Annotated in this window: 13 protein-coding genes; 2 read left to right on the forward strand and 11 right to left on the reverse strand. The window is 61.6% G+C overall.

Annotation, left to right across the window (positions count from 1 at the left end; genetic code table 11):
* Positions 1–23 precede the first annotated feature (23 nt).
* Both PY649_RS07905 and PY649_RS07910 read left to right on the forward strand, forming a co-directional pair.
* Positions 24–365, forward strand: coding sequence for a DUF3302 domain-containing protein (locus PY649_RS07905; RefSeq protein ID WP_285867688.1), 342 nt, complete (start codon positions 24–26; stop codon positions 363–365).
* On the forward strand, positions 365–1,522 hold the full coding sequence (locus PY649_RS07910; RefSeq protein WP_285867690.1) for an HlyD family secretion protein: 1,158 nt from the start codon (positions 365–367) through the stop codon (positions 1,520–1,522). The genes PY649_RS07905 and PY649_RS07910 overlap by 1 nt, the downstream gene beginning before the upstream one ends.
* A 132-nt stretch (positions 1,523–1,654) precedes the next feature.
* Here the strand turns inward: PY649_RS07910 and PY649_RS07915 are convergent, their stop codons facing one another.
* From PY649_RS07915 to tssE, 11 genes are read right to left on the reverse strand one after another with little or no spacing between them, the layout of a single operon-like run.
* Positions 1,655–2,602, reverse strand: coding sequence for a serine/threonine-protein kinase (locus PY649_RS07915; RefSeq protein WP_285867691.1), 948 nt, complete (start codon positions 2,600–2,602; stop codon positions 1,655–1,657).
* Complete coding sequence (locus tag PY649_RS07920) at positions 2,592–3,290, reverse strand: PP2C family protein-serine/threonine phosphatase (protein ID WP_285867693.1); 699 nt, start codon at positions 3,288–3,290, stop codon at positions 2,592–2,594. Before PY649_RS07920 ends, PY649_RS07915 begins: the two co-directional genes overlap by 11 nt.
* Positions 3,287–4,033 carry a type VI secretion system-associated protein TagF gene (gene tagF / locus PY649_RS07925; RefSeq protein WP_285867694.1) on the reverse strand — a complete coding sequence of 249 codons (747 nt, stop codon included), beginning with the start codon at positions 4,031–4,033 and terminating at the stop codon, positions 3,287–3,289. The genes PY649_RS07920 and tagF overlap by 4 nt, the downstream gene beginning before the upstream one ends.
* Positions 4,034–4,045: 12 nt before the next feature.
* Positions 4,046–7,633, reverse strand: coding sequence for a type VI secretion system membrane subunit TssM (tssM, locus tag PY649_RS07930; protein ID WP_285867695.1), 3,588 nt, complete (start codon positions 7,631–7,633; stop codon positions 4,046–4,048).
* A gap of 11 nt (positions 7,634–7,644) precedes the next feature.
* On the reverse strand, positions 7,645–8,532 hold the full coding sequence (gene icmH, locus PY649_RS07935) for a type IVB secretion system protein IcmH/DotU (RefSeq protein ID WP_285867696.1): 888 nt from the start codon (positions 8,530–8,532) through the stop codon (positions 7,645–7,647).
* Positions 8,529–9,866: a type VI secretion system baseplate subunit TssK gene (gene tssK, locus PY649_RS07940; RefSeq protein ID WP_285867697.1), complete on the reverse strand. Its 1,338-nt coding sequence runs from the start codon at positions 9,864–9,866 to the stop codon at positions 8,529–8,531. The genes icmH and tssK overlap by 4 nt, the downstream gene beginning before the upstream one ends.
* Positions 9,867–9,911: 45 nt before the next feature.
* Positions 9,912–10,391: a type VI secretion system lipoprotein TssJ gene (tssJ, locus tag PY649_RS07945; RefSeq protein ID WP_285867698.1), complete on the reverse strand. Its 480-nt coding sequence runs from the start codon at positions 10,389–10,391 to the stop codon at positions 9,912–9,914.
* Positions 10,391–12,445: a type VI secretion system-associated FHA domain protein TagH gene (gene tagH / locus PY649_RS07950; RefSeq protein ID WP_285867699.1), complete on the reverse strand. Its 2,055-nt coding sequence runs from the start codon at positions 12,443–12,445 to the stop codon at positions 10,391–10,393. Before tagH ends, tssJ begins: the two co-directional genes overlap by 1 nt.
* A complete protein-coding gene (gene tssG, locus PY649_RS07955; RefSeq protein WP_285867700.1) occupies positions 12,442–13,587 on the reverse strand; it encodes a type VI secretion system baseplate subunit TssG in 1,146 nt (381 codons plus the stop codon). The genes tagH and tssG overlap by 4 nt, the downstream gene beginning before the upstream one ends.
* Positions 13,584–15,332, reverse strand: coding sequence for a type VI secretion system baseplate subunit TssF (tssF, locus tag PY649_RS07960; RefSeq protein WP_285867701.1), 1,749 nt, complete (start codon positions 15,330–15,332; stop codon positions 13,584–13,586). The genes tssG and tssF overlap by 4 nt, the downstream gene beginning before the upstream one ends.
* 13 nt (positions 15,333–15,345) lie before the next feature.
* Positions 15,346–15,759 carry a type VI secretion system baseplate subunit TssE gene (gene tssE, locus PY649_RS07965; RefSeq protein WP_285867702.1) on the reverse strand — a complete coding sequence of 138 codons (414 nt, stop codon included), beginning with the start codon at positions 15,757–15,759 and terminating at the stop codon, positions 15,346–15,348.
* Positions 15,760–15,808: the final 49 nt, after the last annotated feature.

A 15,808-nucleotide genomic window follows, 5' to 3' on the forward strand; every position in this document is an offset into this window, starting at 1 on the left:
GCGCCAGCCGAAAAGGAGGGACCGTGTTTCTTGACTATTTTGCCCTTGGGGTGCTGTTTTTCGTAGTGATTACCCTGTTCTACGCAGTGATCGCAATTCACGACATCCCGCATCTGATCGCCAAGGCTCGCAATCATCCGCACCAGGACGCAATCCACGTCGCTGGATGGGTGAGCCTGTTCACGCTGCACGTCATCTGGCCGTTTCTGTTCATTTGGGCGACCCTCTATCGGGAGGATCGTGGCTGGGGAATCCGGCCCGACGGCAAGCTCTCGCATGAGGCTGAAGCGAATGCCGAAATCGCCCGCCTTCACGCCCGGATCGCCGAGCTTGAAGCCCGCCCGTCGGAGAAGGAAAAAGTCTGATGGATCTGCTTCTTATTCTTACCTATGCCGCGATCTGCTGGACAATCTTTAAGGTGTTCCGGATTCCGGTAAACCAATGGACGCTTGCAACGGCCGTCCTCGGCGGGATCTTTCTGATCTCTGCCCTGTTGCTTATCATGAGCTACAACCATCCCTACTCCAGCGATGGTCGCATCTATTTTACCTCGGCACCTGTCATTCCCACGGTCGGCGGGCAGGTCGTGGAGGTGCCTGTCACGCCAAACGTGCCGCTGAAGAAGGGCGACGTCCTCTTCCGCATCGATCCGCGACCATACCAGTTCGTCGTCGATCAGAAGAAGGCAGCGCTGGCCGAGGCGGAGCAGACTGTCCTTCAATTGAAGGCTGCCCTCGACGCCGCCAACGCCGGCGTTGTCGGGGCGGAAGCATCGCGAGATCGCTCGTTGCAGGCGTTCGAAAAATTCCAGCAAACAAACGAGAATGCGAAATCCAGCGGCCGGGGTGCCGTCTATTCCGAACTGGAAGTTGAAAACCGTCGTGGGATCTATCTGACGGCGGAAGCGGCTGCCGACACGGCACGTGCGCAGGCGACGCAAGCGAGACTTGCTTACGAATCCGACATCAATGGCACGAATCCTACCGTCGCCCGACTGAAGGCAGAGCTGAGCAATGCGGAATACGAGCTCGACCAGACGACGGTGCGCGCACCTAGCGACGGGTACGTGACGCAGGTCTTTCTCCGTCCGGGGATGATGGCGAACCCGTTGCCGCTGCGTCCGGTCATGGTGTTCATCGACAGTGCGGACCGAATCCTCGCCGCAGCGTTCATTCAGAATTCGTTGCAGCGTGTGCGCGTAGGCGATGAAGCCGAGGTCGCTTTCAAGGCGGTTCCCGGCAAGATCTTCAAGGCCCGCGTCGCACAAGTCATCGATGTGATGGCCCAGGGTCAGCTTCAGCCGGGCGGAGCGCTGATAGACCCGCAGTCGCCTGAACGCGCCTCCCCGGGACAGACGCTGGCGGGTATCGAACTGCTGGAGCCGACCGACCAGTATCAGCTACCAGGGGGCGTCGTCGCGGAGGTTGCCGTCTACACCGACCACTGGCACCATGTTGCCGTGCTCCGGAAGGTCCTCCTGCGCATGAGCAGCTGGATGAATTACGTCTTCCTGGAGCACTGAACAGCTCGAAAGAGCCGCAGCAAACCGACAGTGTGGTGCTTGAATATTTGAACGGGCCAGACCGATCCCAGAGCTTTCTGGGATCGGTCTGGCCGCCGTTACGTGTAGAAGCCATCGTCTATGGCGCACGCTTCAGCCGGGCAGCTTCCGGATGATGTCCATCAGCGCGATGATCAATGGCTTGGTGAATTGGGTGGAGAAATGCTCCGCCGACGCTGTTCGATGGCGATCGTCCAGCGACAGCGCGTTGTGAAGAGCCGCGCGCTGGCGTTTTGAAAGGCCGCCTGGAAGTGCCGAAGAAATTCCATTCTCCTTCGCCTCCAACGCATTGGCGGCACCAAAAGGCCTTTCTCCTGTCAGCATCAGATAGGTTATGACGCCAAGGGAATAAATGTCGTCGCCTTCGCTGGGCTCGGCGCCCATCAGGCGTTGCGGCGAGGCATAGATCGGCGTGACAGCGCCGAGGCGGCCGAGGATCCTCACCGTGTCCTCCTCACCCAGGCGCGAAACCCGCGCGACCGGATAGGCAATGTTGAAATCGATGAGCTTCACCCGGCCGCCGCGCTCGATGAAGACATTGCCCGGCTTGAGATCGGCGTGAATGATATTGCTGGCATGGGCATAGCGAAGGGCGGCGGAAATGTCGGCGACAATTCTTTCGATCTGCGAAAGCTCCAGTCGATGCTCTCCCGCCTCCCGCAGGATTTTCGCCAGCGTTTGCCCTTTCAGATATTCCATGACCATAAAATGGACGTTGCCGTCGCAATCCATGTCATAGACGCGCACGATGTTCGGGTGTTGCAGGTCACGCAGCCGGCGCGCCTCTCGGTACATGAGCGCAAGAACATCCTGATCGGTTTCGGCATCCTCGACGAGGATCTTCAGGGCGACGAAGGCGTTGGCAAGGCCGGCCCTCGTGGCGACCAAATCCCTCGCCTTGTAGACCACGGAAAGGCCACCGCGACCGATCTCGGCGATCAGCTCGAAGCGGCCGCGAAGAACAGCACCCAGCTCGACCGTCGGCCAACGTGACCGCAGCGGCAGATCGACAACATCCTCACGTTGCGCCTCAGCGCTCATGGTAGCCCACCCAAACCAAAATGGCCGTCACATCGTCCGCCGATCCGCCGGCTATGGATTTTGCCAGCAGCCGGTCGACGGGCGCATGACCCTCCGATCCGAGAAGCTCGGCGACCGCCGTCTCGCTCATACCCTTGAGAAGCCCGTCGCTGCAGAGCAGAAAGACGTCGCGATCCCTGACATCGATGATCCGCCGATCAACCTCGAGACGAGGAGACGAGCCGACCGCCCGCGTCAGAACCCCGCCTTCCCCTACGTGATCCTCGGAAATCAGATAAAGACAGTTATTGCGGAAAAGATAAAGGCGAGAATCGCCGGCCCAGAGACAACATGCATAATTCTCGTCGATGATGACTGCGACAACCGTCGAGCCGGAAATATCAGCGCCCGGCACCGCTAGTGTCTGGTCGTGCAGCGCATTGTTTACGCTCTGGATCGCCTGCGTCGCCATCTCGATTCTTTGCTCGAACGGCGCTTCGCCGTCGAGCGCGTGCTCCAGCAGCGAAATGATCGCACCGCTGGCAATATGGCCGTCACGATGTCCGCCCATGCCATCGGCAACCGCGAACAATCCGGCCTCGAGATTGACGGTGTAGGAATCCTCGTTCACCGCATGCTTGCGGCCGCGGCTGGTCGCGGCCTCCGCCTCCAGGAACTGCGATCTGGCTGCGCTGTGCTCTTCCATCATGCCTCAGTCTCGCCTTGGACTGGAAGGGCAGACAAGATCCAGCCGTGCTTCAGCCATTCGCCGAGGAGGAACGGAATGGCGGCCTGTGCGGCGGGAAGACCGCGGCTGACAGAAAGGGCGGCCGGCTGCGTCCGGGTGTCGTCATGCCACCAAAGGCAAAGGCGGGAGGCCCCATCGCCGGCGCCTGTCCAGGAATATGCCGTCCGCGATGAACCGTGTTGGACCGGACCGGACAGGCAAAGCATATCCTCTCCATCGCGCGGCATCAGCAGTTCGCGGTCGCCATCTGCGGGGAGACGTTTTAGGGCTGCGCGTAGCGCCTCGGCACAGACATCAATCTCGGCAACCAGCTCCTCCCGAGTGGCATGCTCCTCCATGAAAGCGAGCATCCGGGTCTCTAGAGGGTCGAAAAGCGCATCGATCGTTGCAATCGGTTGCCGAGCGACGGGATCGAGATCGACCGATATCATGACGGTAAAGGGAAATTCACGGCCGACACGGTCGATCGACCCTGCAAAAAGCCCGACCCAAGCTTCCGGGCTCACGACATCGCGCGCAAGAGCGAACCGCCAGACGGGCGAGGTCAGGAAGGACTCTTGAAAAGAGGCCCCGCCAATCGGCCGTGCCGCCGCCAGCCAGCGTTGCATCTGGCTCGCCCAGACTTCCGTCATGCGGACGGGCAGGGCGCGGAAAACGAAATCGCCAACCGACGGAACCTTGCCGAAATAACCCTGCGCCTCCATCGCTGCCTGCGCCTAGAGTGCCGCGGGGCAGCGGAAGGAGGAATAGAGATCGAGATTGAACGGGTTCGTCACACTGCTGGCCTTAAGTTTGAAGCTCGCCTGCACCTTGTCCTTCGCGATCGAGAAGACGAACTGATCCTGGCCCTTGACATTGGCGAGCCCGGAATTGCTCAGCATGCGGAAGATCGCCCAATTGCCGGTGCGCTCCAGAGTCTGCGACGTGCCATCCAAGAGGTTGATGCGCAATGTGGCGGTGCTGGAATCCAGCTTGCTCGGCCAGGTAAAATCTTGGCCCCGAACCGGACCGTGGCGATAGTCCAGCTCTGCATCGTCGAGGATGAAGGAGGATTTGAGCGCCTTTGGATCGAGGAAGAAGGGCTCGACCGTGAATTTCGCCTGCGGCGTCGTGCCGCCGGCGCCGAAAAAGGCATCGCGGATCGTTTGCGCCCTCGCAAATTGCGCGAGTGAATCCTTCGAAAGACCAAGTCCTCCGCCCTGCCCGGCCAGCTCGGTCAGCTGCCGCCCCCTGACGCTGACAAACGGCGTGAGGTAATCGGTGAAGAACTTGTCGATGATGCCGCTCGGTTTGAAAAGGTCGGAAAAATCCTGCAGCGAAACTTCCTGCTGTGAATCGAGCGCGAAAGGATAGCGGTCGGCCAGGATGTTGTTGCAGGCAGGGACGACTTCCTGCTGCCAGCGGCCGTTGATGTAGGCGTAGCTCTGTCGCATCAACAGGTCCATAGTCCGCTTGGAGACAAAGCCGACCATGGACCGCACCGGCTCGGGTTTCGTCGCGGCCTGCGCCCCGAGCTTCGAAAAACTGTCATTGATCGGGCTCTTGGCGCGCTGGGCGATAAAGTCGTAGGCGGCGGCGGATGGATCCGGCGCGGATGTGACGCTGGCGACGGTGCCCAGCATATCGCCGAACAGCTGCTGCACCTGATTGAGCGAACCCATCGGGTTTTGTGGATCGACAAGGGAATTCAGCGGCCTGAATGCATCGCCGATCAACGTGCCGGGCCATGGCGCATTGCCGAAGGCGGTGGAAATCGCCGTCTTCGCCATGGCATCGGTCGCCTCGCCCGCGACAGCCGTGACCAGCCCGGCCGGCCCGCCGACCTTTGCCGCTGCCTGAGAGGCGGCCTCGTCGGCAGCACCACCATCCTTCACGGCCGGCAGGGGCAGCTCGGTATTCTCCCGGACCTCATTGAGCAAGGCGGTCAGCGGCGACTGCGGATTGGAAAGTTCCTGCAGAACCGTCTGGGCGCGATTCAGCGAATCGAAATCGATGACACGGACCTGGCCAATGGCACCGCGCCATGCCCCGATATAATCCTTTGCGTAGGCGAAAACGATCTGCTGAGCCACCTTGTTATAGGCATCGTTGCTGATGGCGTTGCTGCCGAGAACCCAGTCGCTGCCGGTGGAATTGCGGATGTATTCCGGCAGGCGCGGCAGGAAGAAATTATAAAAAGCGTTCTTGGTGTAGAAGCCGGGAATGACGCTGTTGCCGCCAAGCGCGGCGGTATCGACCCGCAATACGCTGGTGCCGAGAACATTGACGATGCTGATCGGCGTCAGCTGATAACGGCGGTCAGCGTCAATCACCATGCGCCGGTAGATATCCAGCGCCGGCGGAACCCGGCTCAGACGCTCGCGCGCATCCCCCACGGTGCCGCTATCAGGCTGGGTCCGCTTCGGCAGGAGATCGATAAGATGCTCCATATGCGCGTCCATCCGGGAATGGTCGACGGGATTGAGGGCGAAGGCCGCATCGTTCTGCTTGGCGAATTCCTGCTCGACCTTGGGCTTCGCAAAGTTCTGGCCGGTGGTCAGCATCAGATAGGTTTCGAGCTGATCACGCAGCAGAAGATTGTTGTTGTCGCCGGAAGAGGAAAGCAGTTGGACCTGTGTCTGCAGCCGTTTCGTCACCGTCGGCAGCAGGTATTGGCCGAGCACATTGTCATAGGTCGCACCCGCCGCAGAGGCCAGTTGCGGGCGGGCGTCGATGCCGATGATCTGTCCGAACCAACCCAAGGATCCGAAAACATTGTCACGCAGCGCGCTTGCGCTATCGAGCGCCGGCAGGATGGTGTTCAGGCTGCGGTTCTGATTGGCAATGTCAAGCCGGTCGCGCAGCGTATCAGCGGTGTCGTTGGTTTGCTTGATCTGCGCAAGCGACGCGCTAAGACCGTAGAGCCAGAAGCCGGAAAGCGCGATGGTAAAGACGACGAGCGCCGCATAGGCACTGTATCGGGCCGTCGCCAGCCGTCGCTCGACCTTGGTGTTCCTGCCGACCAGATTCTGCTCGGCGAAGATGATATCGGTCAGAAGCTTGCGGATGAAGAAGGCCTTGCCTTGCCCGCTCATCGGCAGTTGCTGGCTGGGCGCCAGCGAGAAGCTGCGGCCCATGGCGCCGAGCAGCCGGTCGAACGGCGTGCCTTCCTGCGTGCCTGAGGTGAAATAGACGCCCCGCAGAAGTGGCTGAGCCTCGGAACGATTGATGCGGAAAACATCGGTGACAAAGCCGCGTAGCGTGCTCGCCATGGAGCCGAATTCATGCGGGAACAGATAGATGCGGCAACGGCGGCTGTTGCTGCGCTCGGCGGAGAGCTTGAGCGGGAGCCGACGCTCGAGGCGGGCAACGAGATCGGTGAAGCCGGACTCGAATTGCCGCCCGAATGTCATCTGCTCGTCGTCGCGATTAAAGGTCATGCCCCAGATCTGCTCGCGCTCCTCCTCCTCCGTCTCATCGAAGAATTCCTCGAAGCCGGCTATCAGGTCGCATTTGGTGAAGAGCAGATATACCGGCAAGCGCATGCCGAAGATGCGATGGAGTTCGCGCAGCCTTTGGCGCAGGGTCTCGGCCTGCTTCTGGCGTTCGGCATCGCTGGCGAGCACGACATCGGCAATGCTGACGGCGAGCAGCACGCCATTGATCGGCCGCCGGCGGCGATGCTGCTTCAAAAGCCCGAGGAAGCCGTTCCACGCGGCAGCGTCGATGTCGGCATTGATGTCCTGCGTCGTGTAGCGGCCCGCCGTATCGATCAGCACGGCCTCGTCGGAAATCCACCAATCGCAATTGCGCGTGCCGCCGATCCCCTGAAGCGCCGGGTCGCCATCCACCGCCAGAGGAAAGTTCAGGCCGGAATTGCGCAGGATCGTGGTCTTGCCGGTGCCCGGCGGACCGATAATGATATACCAGGGCATATCATAGATGAAATCGCGCTTGCGGCGACCGTCGACCGGATTGTCCCGCAGCGTCTTCAGCGTCTTTTCAAAGCGCTCGCGGATGATGTCGATCTCGCCGGAGGAGAAGTCGCTGCCCATCGAAACGAGCTCGTCATTGGCAAGCATCGAGTTGATCAGCCGGGCATTGGCGCGGCGTGCAAGCAGATGGCGCAGAAACGTCACCAGCAGGTAGAAGACGAAGACGCCAATGATGATGTAGACGCGCAGGGAAGCGTCCGCGAACGGCTTGACTCCTTCGATGGCAAGCGCCCCGCCGAAGAGCCAGAAAACCACCGAAAGCGCCGCAAGAACGAGCAGGATGATCAGGCTGGTCGGTCTGAGGAGAGTGACGAGATACGTTCTCAACATCGCGCGAAACCCTATCCCGCCGTCAGCGCATGAATTTTAACGAGCACCGGCGCAAGAGCGTAAGAGAGCGTGAACTGCGCATAGACATGCACGATGACGAGCACGCAGATGGCCGCGACGACCACCATCCAGAGCGGTATGGCTGTCCGGATCCGCCGCCCGTCCTTGGCAGCCTTCCCCTCGGGGGAGAGAGGCTCTTCGGGTTTTGCCTCGGAATAGCGGCGGATCGTCCGCGAGAGGTCGTTTCGCAACTCCTCCAGGAGATCGCGGCCACGCTCCAGAACCCTGTAGCGCCCTTCGAAGCCGAGCATCAGGCAGGCGTGGATCAGGAGCAGCAACGGCAGCTTCTTCTCGCCGTTCGTCTTGACGCGATCGAGGATGGTGAAGACCTTTTCGCCGCCCCAGGTTTCGTTGTGATATTGGTTCAGAAGGCTATTGGCGCTCCATTCGCTGCGACTGCCCCAAGGTGTCATCAGCACGGTCTCATCGAGCATCGAGCAGAGGACATAGCGAGCGGCGATGATGTCGCCGGCCTCGCTGCCGCTCTTCTGCGCCGTCTGCTGAAACCGGTCCATTTCCTCGGCGACTTGGCGGCGCAACGCGGCAACATCGGCCCGGTCGACGGAATTGCGCAGTTGGGCGCCAATCAGAAGCAGCGGAGCGGCAGCGCGCACGAGTTTTCTCTCGGGCGTCGCTTCAAGCTGCTGGACGATGACCGCGGCACTCTGCAGCGAAGAGGTGCCGCCGGCGGCCGGCGCTTCGGCTGGCGAGTTGGGATGGCGATGGATCACGACGGTCGGCGCATCCTCTTCGCTCTGGGTGGCTAGCGCGGTGCGCGCCCGCGGGCTCAGGCGCCGGGCGATGGTCGGGTGGTCAGACTCCTCGCCTGCCTCGCTCATTGGGCCGTTCCCCTCTGGATCGCCCATAATTCAAGATCGAGCCCCGGATAGTCGCCGCTGACATGCAGCGCAAAGGCTGCCGAATCCCGGAACCGGCTCCACAGCGGATTGCTGTCATCGAGCTCGAAATAGACGGCGTTCTGAATGAAGGGAATCTCGCGCGGCGCGACCGACAGCGGCTGCACGCCGATGCCCGGCAATTGCAGATTGACGAGATCGCGGATCTGTTCGACCGGACCGATCTTGATCTGGATCGGCATCTGCACGCGGATGGCCTCCAGCGCAATGTTTGCCCGCGCGATCAGCACGAAGCGCCGGCCGACAAAGGTCATACGGTCCTTGATCTCGCCGAGCCAAATGCCGTAATCCCTCTCGGTCAGCGGGATGCTGACGGCGTTGCGCTCGACGATGACGCTGAGCAGATTGCGCAGGATCGGCATCAGGTTTTCAAAGCTCGTCCTGAGATCGCGATGATTATAGCGGCCGAGATCCGGCAGCTTGCGCCCCGTCGCGGCATAGGCTGAGAGCTCGCCGGCAAGGGCGATGCATTCGCGGTAGACGATCTCCGGCGCGTGTACGGCGGAGGCGATCATGTGATCGAAGATTGCCTGGTAGCGGTTGACGATGCCGAGCGTGATGAGGTCGATCGTGCCGGACCGTGTGCCGCCGTCTTCGCCGGCAGCGCCGGAGGCCAGCGCATCGGAACGGCTTTTCAGGAGGCTGCGGATCTGCTCCATCAACGAGACGAGCCGCACACTGGCGCCGGCGACGAGCGCGGGCGGAATGAAGGTTTCAGACAACGTCACCTGCCCCTGCGCATCGACGGCGTCAATCTCGGCGATCGGAACATACACCAGCTCGTCCAGTGCCTCGCCTTCGATGACCAGGCGCGCGTTTAAGGCGGCGAGATAGATATCGGCCGGCGGACGATCCGCCTTGGCGCTATCGCGTAGCTCCGTCGCAACCCTCCGGAAGCGGTGTGTCGGATTGTCGTTATCGGCGACATCGATACCGCCGGGTGCCCGTAACGGCACGGCCATGAACAGCCGCTTGCCCTGGAAATCGGTGGTCAGATGCCGCGCGGGCGGCAAAGGCTGTGCCGCGGGCGCGGCATAGACCGTCCCATCGGGAAAGACCATTTCGACCGAAATGACCCTAACCTGGCCGTTCTTCAGCGCATTGGGATCGAGCTGAAGGCTGCGGAGACCCCAGGAATGCGGCAGCAACGCCGCGACCCGCTGTTCGAGGCTGTCTTCGATCCAGCGGTCGTATTGCTGCAGATGCTGTGGGCGAAGAAACATGCCCTCCAGCCACAATGGCTTACCCGTCGACACCAATCGTTCCCTCCGAGGACCCGCGCCTCATAAACTCTCTGCCCATCAGCCGAACCAGCCGCTCGCCTTCTGAATCCGGACCGCAGCGCTGGTGAGATAGACAACCAGCCGGTTCTTCGAACCCTTGTGCAGCTCGATCGAATCCCGCCAGGTCGCCGACTGGATGTTGCGGAAGGAGGCGACGACGCCGATATAGCCGGCTTCGCTCGAAATCTCCTTCTGGTATTTCTGCTGGCTGCCCGGGGTCATCTCGTATTCGCGGCTGGCGATCAGGTCCGCGCCGAGAAGCTGCGTATCCTTGTCGAAATCGAAGAAATTGGCGTTGTTGAACGCCTTGATGCCTTTCAGTTCATAAATTCTGACGACAACGGGAGATGCCGCGCCGGTCTCGCCCGGATTGATGCCCGGATCGGCATTCAGGACGATGGATGTGGGCGTCGGATCAGGCGTATGGCCGCATCCGGCGAGAGCCAGAATGGCGCTCGCACCCAATCCCTCGAAAACGGCACGTCTTGTCACTGTCACTACTTTGCCTCCCAATAGGCGGATGCTGCCTTGCGCGCCTGCTCTTCCTGAACCTGTGCAAATGCCTCGGCGATGATCTGGCGGGCGACCCCATCGATATTGCCGCTCATGCGGGCATGGCTTTCGACATAGGTTTCCCATTTGCCTTTGCGGGCGCCGAGACCGCGGATGCGCAAGCCACCCTCATCCTCCGCATCACGGGCAATGACGTCGGGCGAAAGCCGCCGGAAGAGTAGATTGATCGCCCGCTGCATCGCCGACATGGTCAACACGGCATGCTGCTGCAGATCGGCGAAGGCCGAGGCAACGGATTCAGCCGGGGGCTGGAAGCCGCCGCCCTTGGTCAGGAACAGCTCGTCGAGCGCCAGTTCGGCGATCTTGAAATGCTTGAGTGCATTGTTTTCCTCAGGCTGCACCTGGGTCTCATCCATCCGGAATTCTGTCTTCAGCAGGCGCCGCGCCGCTAGGAGCCTAATCAGGCCCTCCGCCGTTTCGCGGACGAGTTCGCCGGCTTCCTTGGCAATCGTGCGCCCCTGCTCGGCTGTCACGCGTTCGGCCGGAAAGCCCATGCCGGTCAGAAGCGCTGCGAGGATCGCCGTGTCTGCCGCTGCAGTGCCAGGATTCGCGATAACGGGAGCGCTCTCGGGCGGCAGTTCCGGACCGGCGGGCATGGGCGGTGGTTTGGGCACGTGCGGCAAGACCGCCGCTGGCGCGGTGGACACGGGAGTCGCAGACGGCAGAGGCGGGATGGGCGGAACGACATTGCCGTTGCCCTTCGCCTTTTCGAGCAAGGTAGCTTTGCGCTCCTCGCGACGGCTTTTCATCGCCGCGAGCGGATCGAAAGGCTCTCCGGCTACACTCCCATTTCCGGCGCGTGGAGGTACGGCTGGACTCTCGACTTTCACGAAATCCGCAAGCAGAGCCGGGCTCAGCGGTTCGGGCTGGCGGGCGGCGGCGATCGGCGGCAAAGGCGCTTGCGGTACGGGGATACGCACCGGTGCCTCGGCCGCAACGGGCTGTGGGGTGGATGCGCGCAGGGCGCCGAAGGAGGTCAGGGGATCGAAATCATCCGGGATGAGCCTTGCCGCCGGTTTAGCCAGGGGTGCTGCGAAAGAAGGCTGAACGGACGAAACAGGATTGGCCGGAGACAGCGCCGGAGCGGGCGACGGGCCGCTTTGCCGGCTTGCGCCGAACGACGCGAGAAAATCCTCCGGGATAGAGTTGCTGGCAACCGGCTGCGGCGCTGACATTGGCTGGGGGATTGCGATGGACGGAGGTGCTACCGGTTGCGCCGGATCGCGCGCAAGCGGCGGTGCGGCAAATGCCTGAACGGGCGCAGCCGATATAGGCCGCTCGACGCTCGGTCGAATGCCGCGCGGATCGGGCGTAGCAGCAAAAAGGTCGTCGAGGCTTCCGTCGGCAGCGGACAATTCGGGCGGCTGAACTGCCTGCATGCTGCCGAAACCGGCGTCATAGCCTCCCACCCGCGCATCGTGGGCGGGAAATCCCGGCGTGGGAAAGGAAGAGGCGGCACGAGGGCCGGCAATATCCACCGAAACCGGCGTGTCGAAGTAAGCAAGAGGATCCTGCGCGTTGCGTCCCGCGGCTCCATCAAACAGACCGTCGTGGCGCGGGGCTGGCTCGACACGCCGTTCCCCGGCCAGCGGCACCGGCGCATCGGGCCACGGAGATGGCGCGGGCTGCTGTAGGCCGGATGCCTGACGGGCAGGCAGGCCCTGATCGGCCTCGCGAACCATCTGCGCTTCGATCAGGAACTTTGCGGCGCGGAATCGCAACTTGTCCTGCAGGACGATGGAATTGCCACGGCCGAGCGAGTCCTGCCGGCCGTCGAGCACGATGCCGTTGGTGCTCTCATCGATCAGCAGGTAGCGGCTGTTCGAGTACTGTATCCGGCCATGGACGGAAGAAAGAATATGCTCCGGATCCGGCAGCACCCAATCGCACTTGGCGGAACGGCCAAAGATGCCGCCGTCCGGTCCGAATGTGTAGCCGGTCTGCTCCGACGCACCGACAAGAGACAAGCGAACCTTCATAGCCCTGCCCTCGCCTCTCTGAAACGCAGCGAGGCTCCGAGGCCGGGCATGGCTTGGTGTACCGTATCGTCGCCAAAATCCTTTTCGTCCGTGTCCGCATCGCCATCCGGTGTAAGGACCGCGAGCCGCACGGTGCTCTCCAGGTGGTCGGCATCATGGGCATAGAGCCAACCGGACCAGCCGAGCTTCATCTCTCCCAAGCATCCCATCGGGACGGTCTCAGGCTCAAACTCGAACTGCATATCCCAATCGAGCGGCTCACGATTGACCATGGAGAGCAATTCCGAGAGCTGCCGATGGCGGTTTCCTCCCGGAAGAAAGGGCGCGATGGTCGAAAACGGCGACCGTCCCAGGCAGACCCGGAATTTCCCGAGATCATCATCGATCTCGCTGCCAATGATCGTATCCTCGCCGAGCTGATTGTTCGCCACTCCGAGCTGGAACTGGGAATCCGTATCCATAACGACGTGCCGGTCGATGAATTCCTCGATCCGGCAGGGTATCCTGAAGAAATTGGAGAGCGTTGCGGATACCACATCCGCGGAGCTGGAATAGAGCGACAGAAGACCGACATGCGGCAGCAGCGCCGAACGTGAGATCTGGCCGATACGATCCCTATCCTCAACCGGAAAACCGCAAAGCGCCAGGAATCGCTTGGACAAAGCGTCCGAGCCACCGGTTTCGTAGCGCAAATAGTACCGATACTTCCGCCAAATGACGTGAAGCAGCGAAATCAGGCGATGGTTGAAGAGGTCGAGCAAGTCCTCGACGGATGCCTGGGCCCGATCCTCCTCGATGATCCGTTCCGTAAAGGATGGCGGTAGCGGCGAGGCCGGACCGTAGAGGCCAAAGAAATTGACCCGGATATCGAGACGCTCGCCGTCGTCGCTATAGTCGACAGCGGAAAGATCGCTGGGGCCGAAGCTCAGGGATCGCGTCGCGCGGAAGCGAATATACTCCTGCGCGGGATCGCCGAGCGCGCCGACCGGCCGGGCGCCCTGCCGCTGCATCTCGATCAGCGTGATCAGTTGGTGGAAACGGAAATGACGCAAGCCGGCCAGCCGATGGGCGCGGGCCTTGCGTACATCGCTCAGTTCTTCCGCCGATGCGGCGGCGATAACCGTGCCACCATCCGGGGTCATAGCGTCGCTGCCTCTCCCCATTTGGGAGTCCACTTGTAGGTCGTGTTCGTGTCCAGCCCCCGCACCGAGAAGCGGTGCAGGCTGTTGATGCTGGCATAGGACTTCAGGAACTGATCCAGGATCGTGCCGAAGAGATACATTTCCCCTTCGCCGCCCATCTGGCTCTCGGAGACTGTCAGCGCCAGTTCATAAGCCCGGGTCGGCCGGCCACGGCGCATGATATCGATGCCGCGCCGCTCGAAACTGCGAAAACTCTGCAGCAAGAGGTCGCGCTGCTGGGCAGCCTGCTTGTCGGCATTGGCGCGAAAATCATAGGCGCCGACCACCGTGCGCAGCGCGTCGACATCGATCAACGACGCGAAATTGCGGGCGAGATTGGCGATCAGCGTCCAGAGGATATTGTCTTCGAGCGGCGGCGGCACTTCACCGAGGATCGGGGTGATGTTGGAGAAATCGAGCTTCGGCGGCGTCGACGAAGTCGGCTGATTGACCGAGCCGATGCCGTGCTGGAGGGCCAGCGGGCCGTTGGAGCATAGAAGCTTCATCGACACCGTCTCGGTCTCCGGCCGGCCGATCTCGTCGAGACGGGTGACGAAGGAGAGGTAGTGGTCGACACCGTTTCCGAGAATGGCCGGACGTACTTGCGTGCGGTAGTAGAGCTTGGCTGTACCCTCGTTGGCGGGATCATGCCGGAAGCTTTCAAAGGCTTCGTAATCGACCCGCCTGCCGCTCCCCTGCACCCAGCCAACGACGGATTCCACGGCATGGACGCTGCGCTTTTCGAAGCCGCCCGTCGCCCGGACCGGATATTCCGAACGGTCGTGCGAGATCATCAGCGCCTGACCTTCGACCGAGAAGAGATTGACGGCGGGTGACGTGTTGAGCGCGAACTGATCCGTGGTCAGCCGCGATGCTTCCGGAAAGCGCTGAGTCATGTCGAAGGAAAGGCTGAAGCCGGCCGTCTGCTGGCTGGCGAACCTTTCTAGTCCGTGCAGGCGGGCATACATGAACTTTTCCGGACAGGAGAAATATTCCTGCATGACGCGGAATCCGTCGAACGACCCCTGCGGATAGGGAAGCGTTGCTTCATCGGCGGAAAAACCGAGCGGCTCTATCCTGACGGGCACGGCAACCGGCTCGCCGCCCTTCGGTGTGAAATAGACGCGCTGCACCTTTTCCATGAAGAAGAGGTAGAGCTGGCGGGCAACCGCGGCGTCGCGATGGCTGTTGAAGAAGATCGTCAACGGCGCCTCGGCAATCGCCTGCAGGCCATTGCCAGCAATGCGCTCGAAATTGAGGGTCAACCTTGCGGTGTTCTTGCGATTGTCGAGATCGACGCCGGTAATGTCGAGCGGCAGGACCGAAAGGTCATAGCTCGTGCTGAAGACCACCGACTCGCCACCCAGAGGCTTCGTTTGCACCTGCGTCCCGCGTGGCACCTTCATCGAGGCGCCGCTTGCGCCCTCGGCAAAACGGAACTGGACTGTGGTGATCGGCGGGACCGGGCGCAGGTAGTGCGGCCAGACAAGCTGCAGCAGCGTCAACGCCAGCTCCGGCATTTCCGCATCGAGCCTCTGGCGAAGCCGCCCGACCAGGAAGGAGAAGCCTTCCAGAAGCCGTTCGACATCCGGATCGGATGCCTCCTTGGCGAGATAGGCTGACAGCCGGGGATTGGCCTTGGCAAACAGGCTGCCCATTTCTCGCAGGTAGGAGAGCTCGTCCCGGTAGTAGCTGTTGACGGACACTCGGTTCGACCCTCTATCCGTTGAGACGCATATAACCGTCGCTACCGAGGACGGAATCGAAGGAAATTCGCACTGTGCGGTCGCTATGAGCGAGTTCGCCATTGATGTGGAAGATCAGCTGCGACAGCTGGGTCTTGTCCTCGACCGCCCGGACGATGACGTTGCGGATACGCGGCTCGAACAGCCTGATCTGCCGCTCGACGTCCCGGGCAATCAGCGGGATCGAACTGCGGTAGTCCTCTGTCGCGTTGAAATCCTGCAAGCCGTAATCCGGACGGGTCTCACAGCAATTGCGGCGGCTGTTCAATAGGGACCGCAGGTTGCTGAGCACGCTGTTCATGATCGCAGTGTCGTCGTTGACAGTAGAACCTGATCCGCCAGCGACATCATCACGCTCAAGACGTTGCAACAAACTAACCGATACCATTCCCAACTCCCTTCCGACGCCGGCTCCAGCGGGCAAAATTGCCTCGTTT

Source organism: Rhizobium mayense (assembly GCF_030272705.1).
Taxonomy (GTDB): Bacteria; Pseudomonadota; Alphaproteobacteria; order Rhizobiales; family Rhizobiaceae; genus Rhizobium; species Rhizobium mayense.

Coding starts and splice junctions, on each gene's coding strand:
- PY649_RS07920 (WP_285867693.1), bottom strand. CDS start 3,290: ATGATGGAAGAGCACAGCGCAGCCAGATCGCAGTTCCTGGAGGCGGAG.
- tssG (WP_285867700.1), bottom strand. CDS start 13,587: ATGACCCCGGATGGTGGCACGGTTATCGCCGCCGCATCGGCGGAAGAA.
- PY649_RS07910 (WP_285867690.1), top strand. CDS start 365: ATGGATCTGCTTCTTATTCTTACCTATGCCGCGATCTGCTGGACAATC.
- tssM (WP_285867695.1), bottom strand. CDS start 7,633: ATGTTGAGAACGTATCTCGTCACTCTCCTCAGACCGACCAGCCTGATC.
- icmH (WP_285867696.1), bottom strand. CDS start 8,532: ATGAGCGAGGCAGGCGAGGAGTCTGACCACCCGACCATCGCCCGGCGC.
- PY649_RS07915 (WP_285867691.1), bottom strand. CDS start 2,602: ATGAGCGCTGAGGCGCAACGTGAGGATGTTGTCGATCTGCCGCTGCGG.
- tagH (WP_285867699.1), bottom strand. CDS start 12,445: ATGAAGGTTCGCTTGTCTCTTGTCGGTGCGTCGGAGCAGACCGGCTAC.
- tagF (WP_285867694.1), bottom strand. CDS start 4,033: ATGGAGGCGCAGGGTTATTTCGGCAAGGTTCCGTCGGTTGGCGATTTC.
- tssE (WP_285867702.1), bottom strand. CDS start 15,759: ATGGTATCGGTTAGTTTGTTGCAACGTCTTGAGCGTGATGATGTCGCT.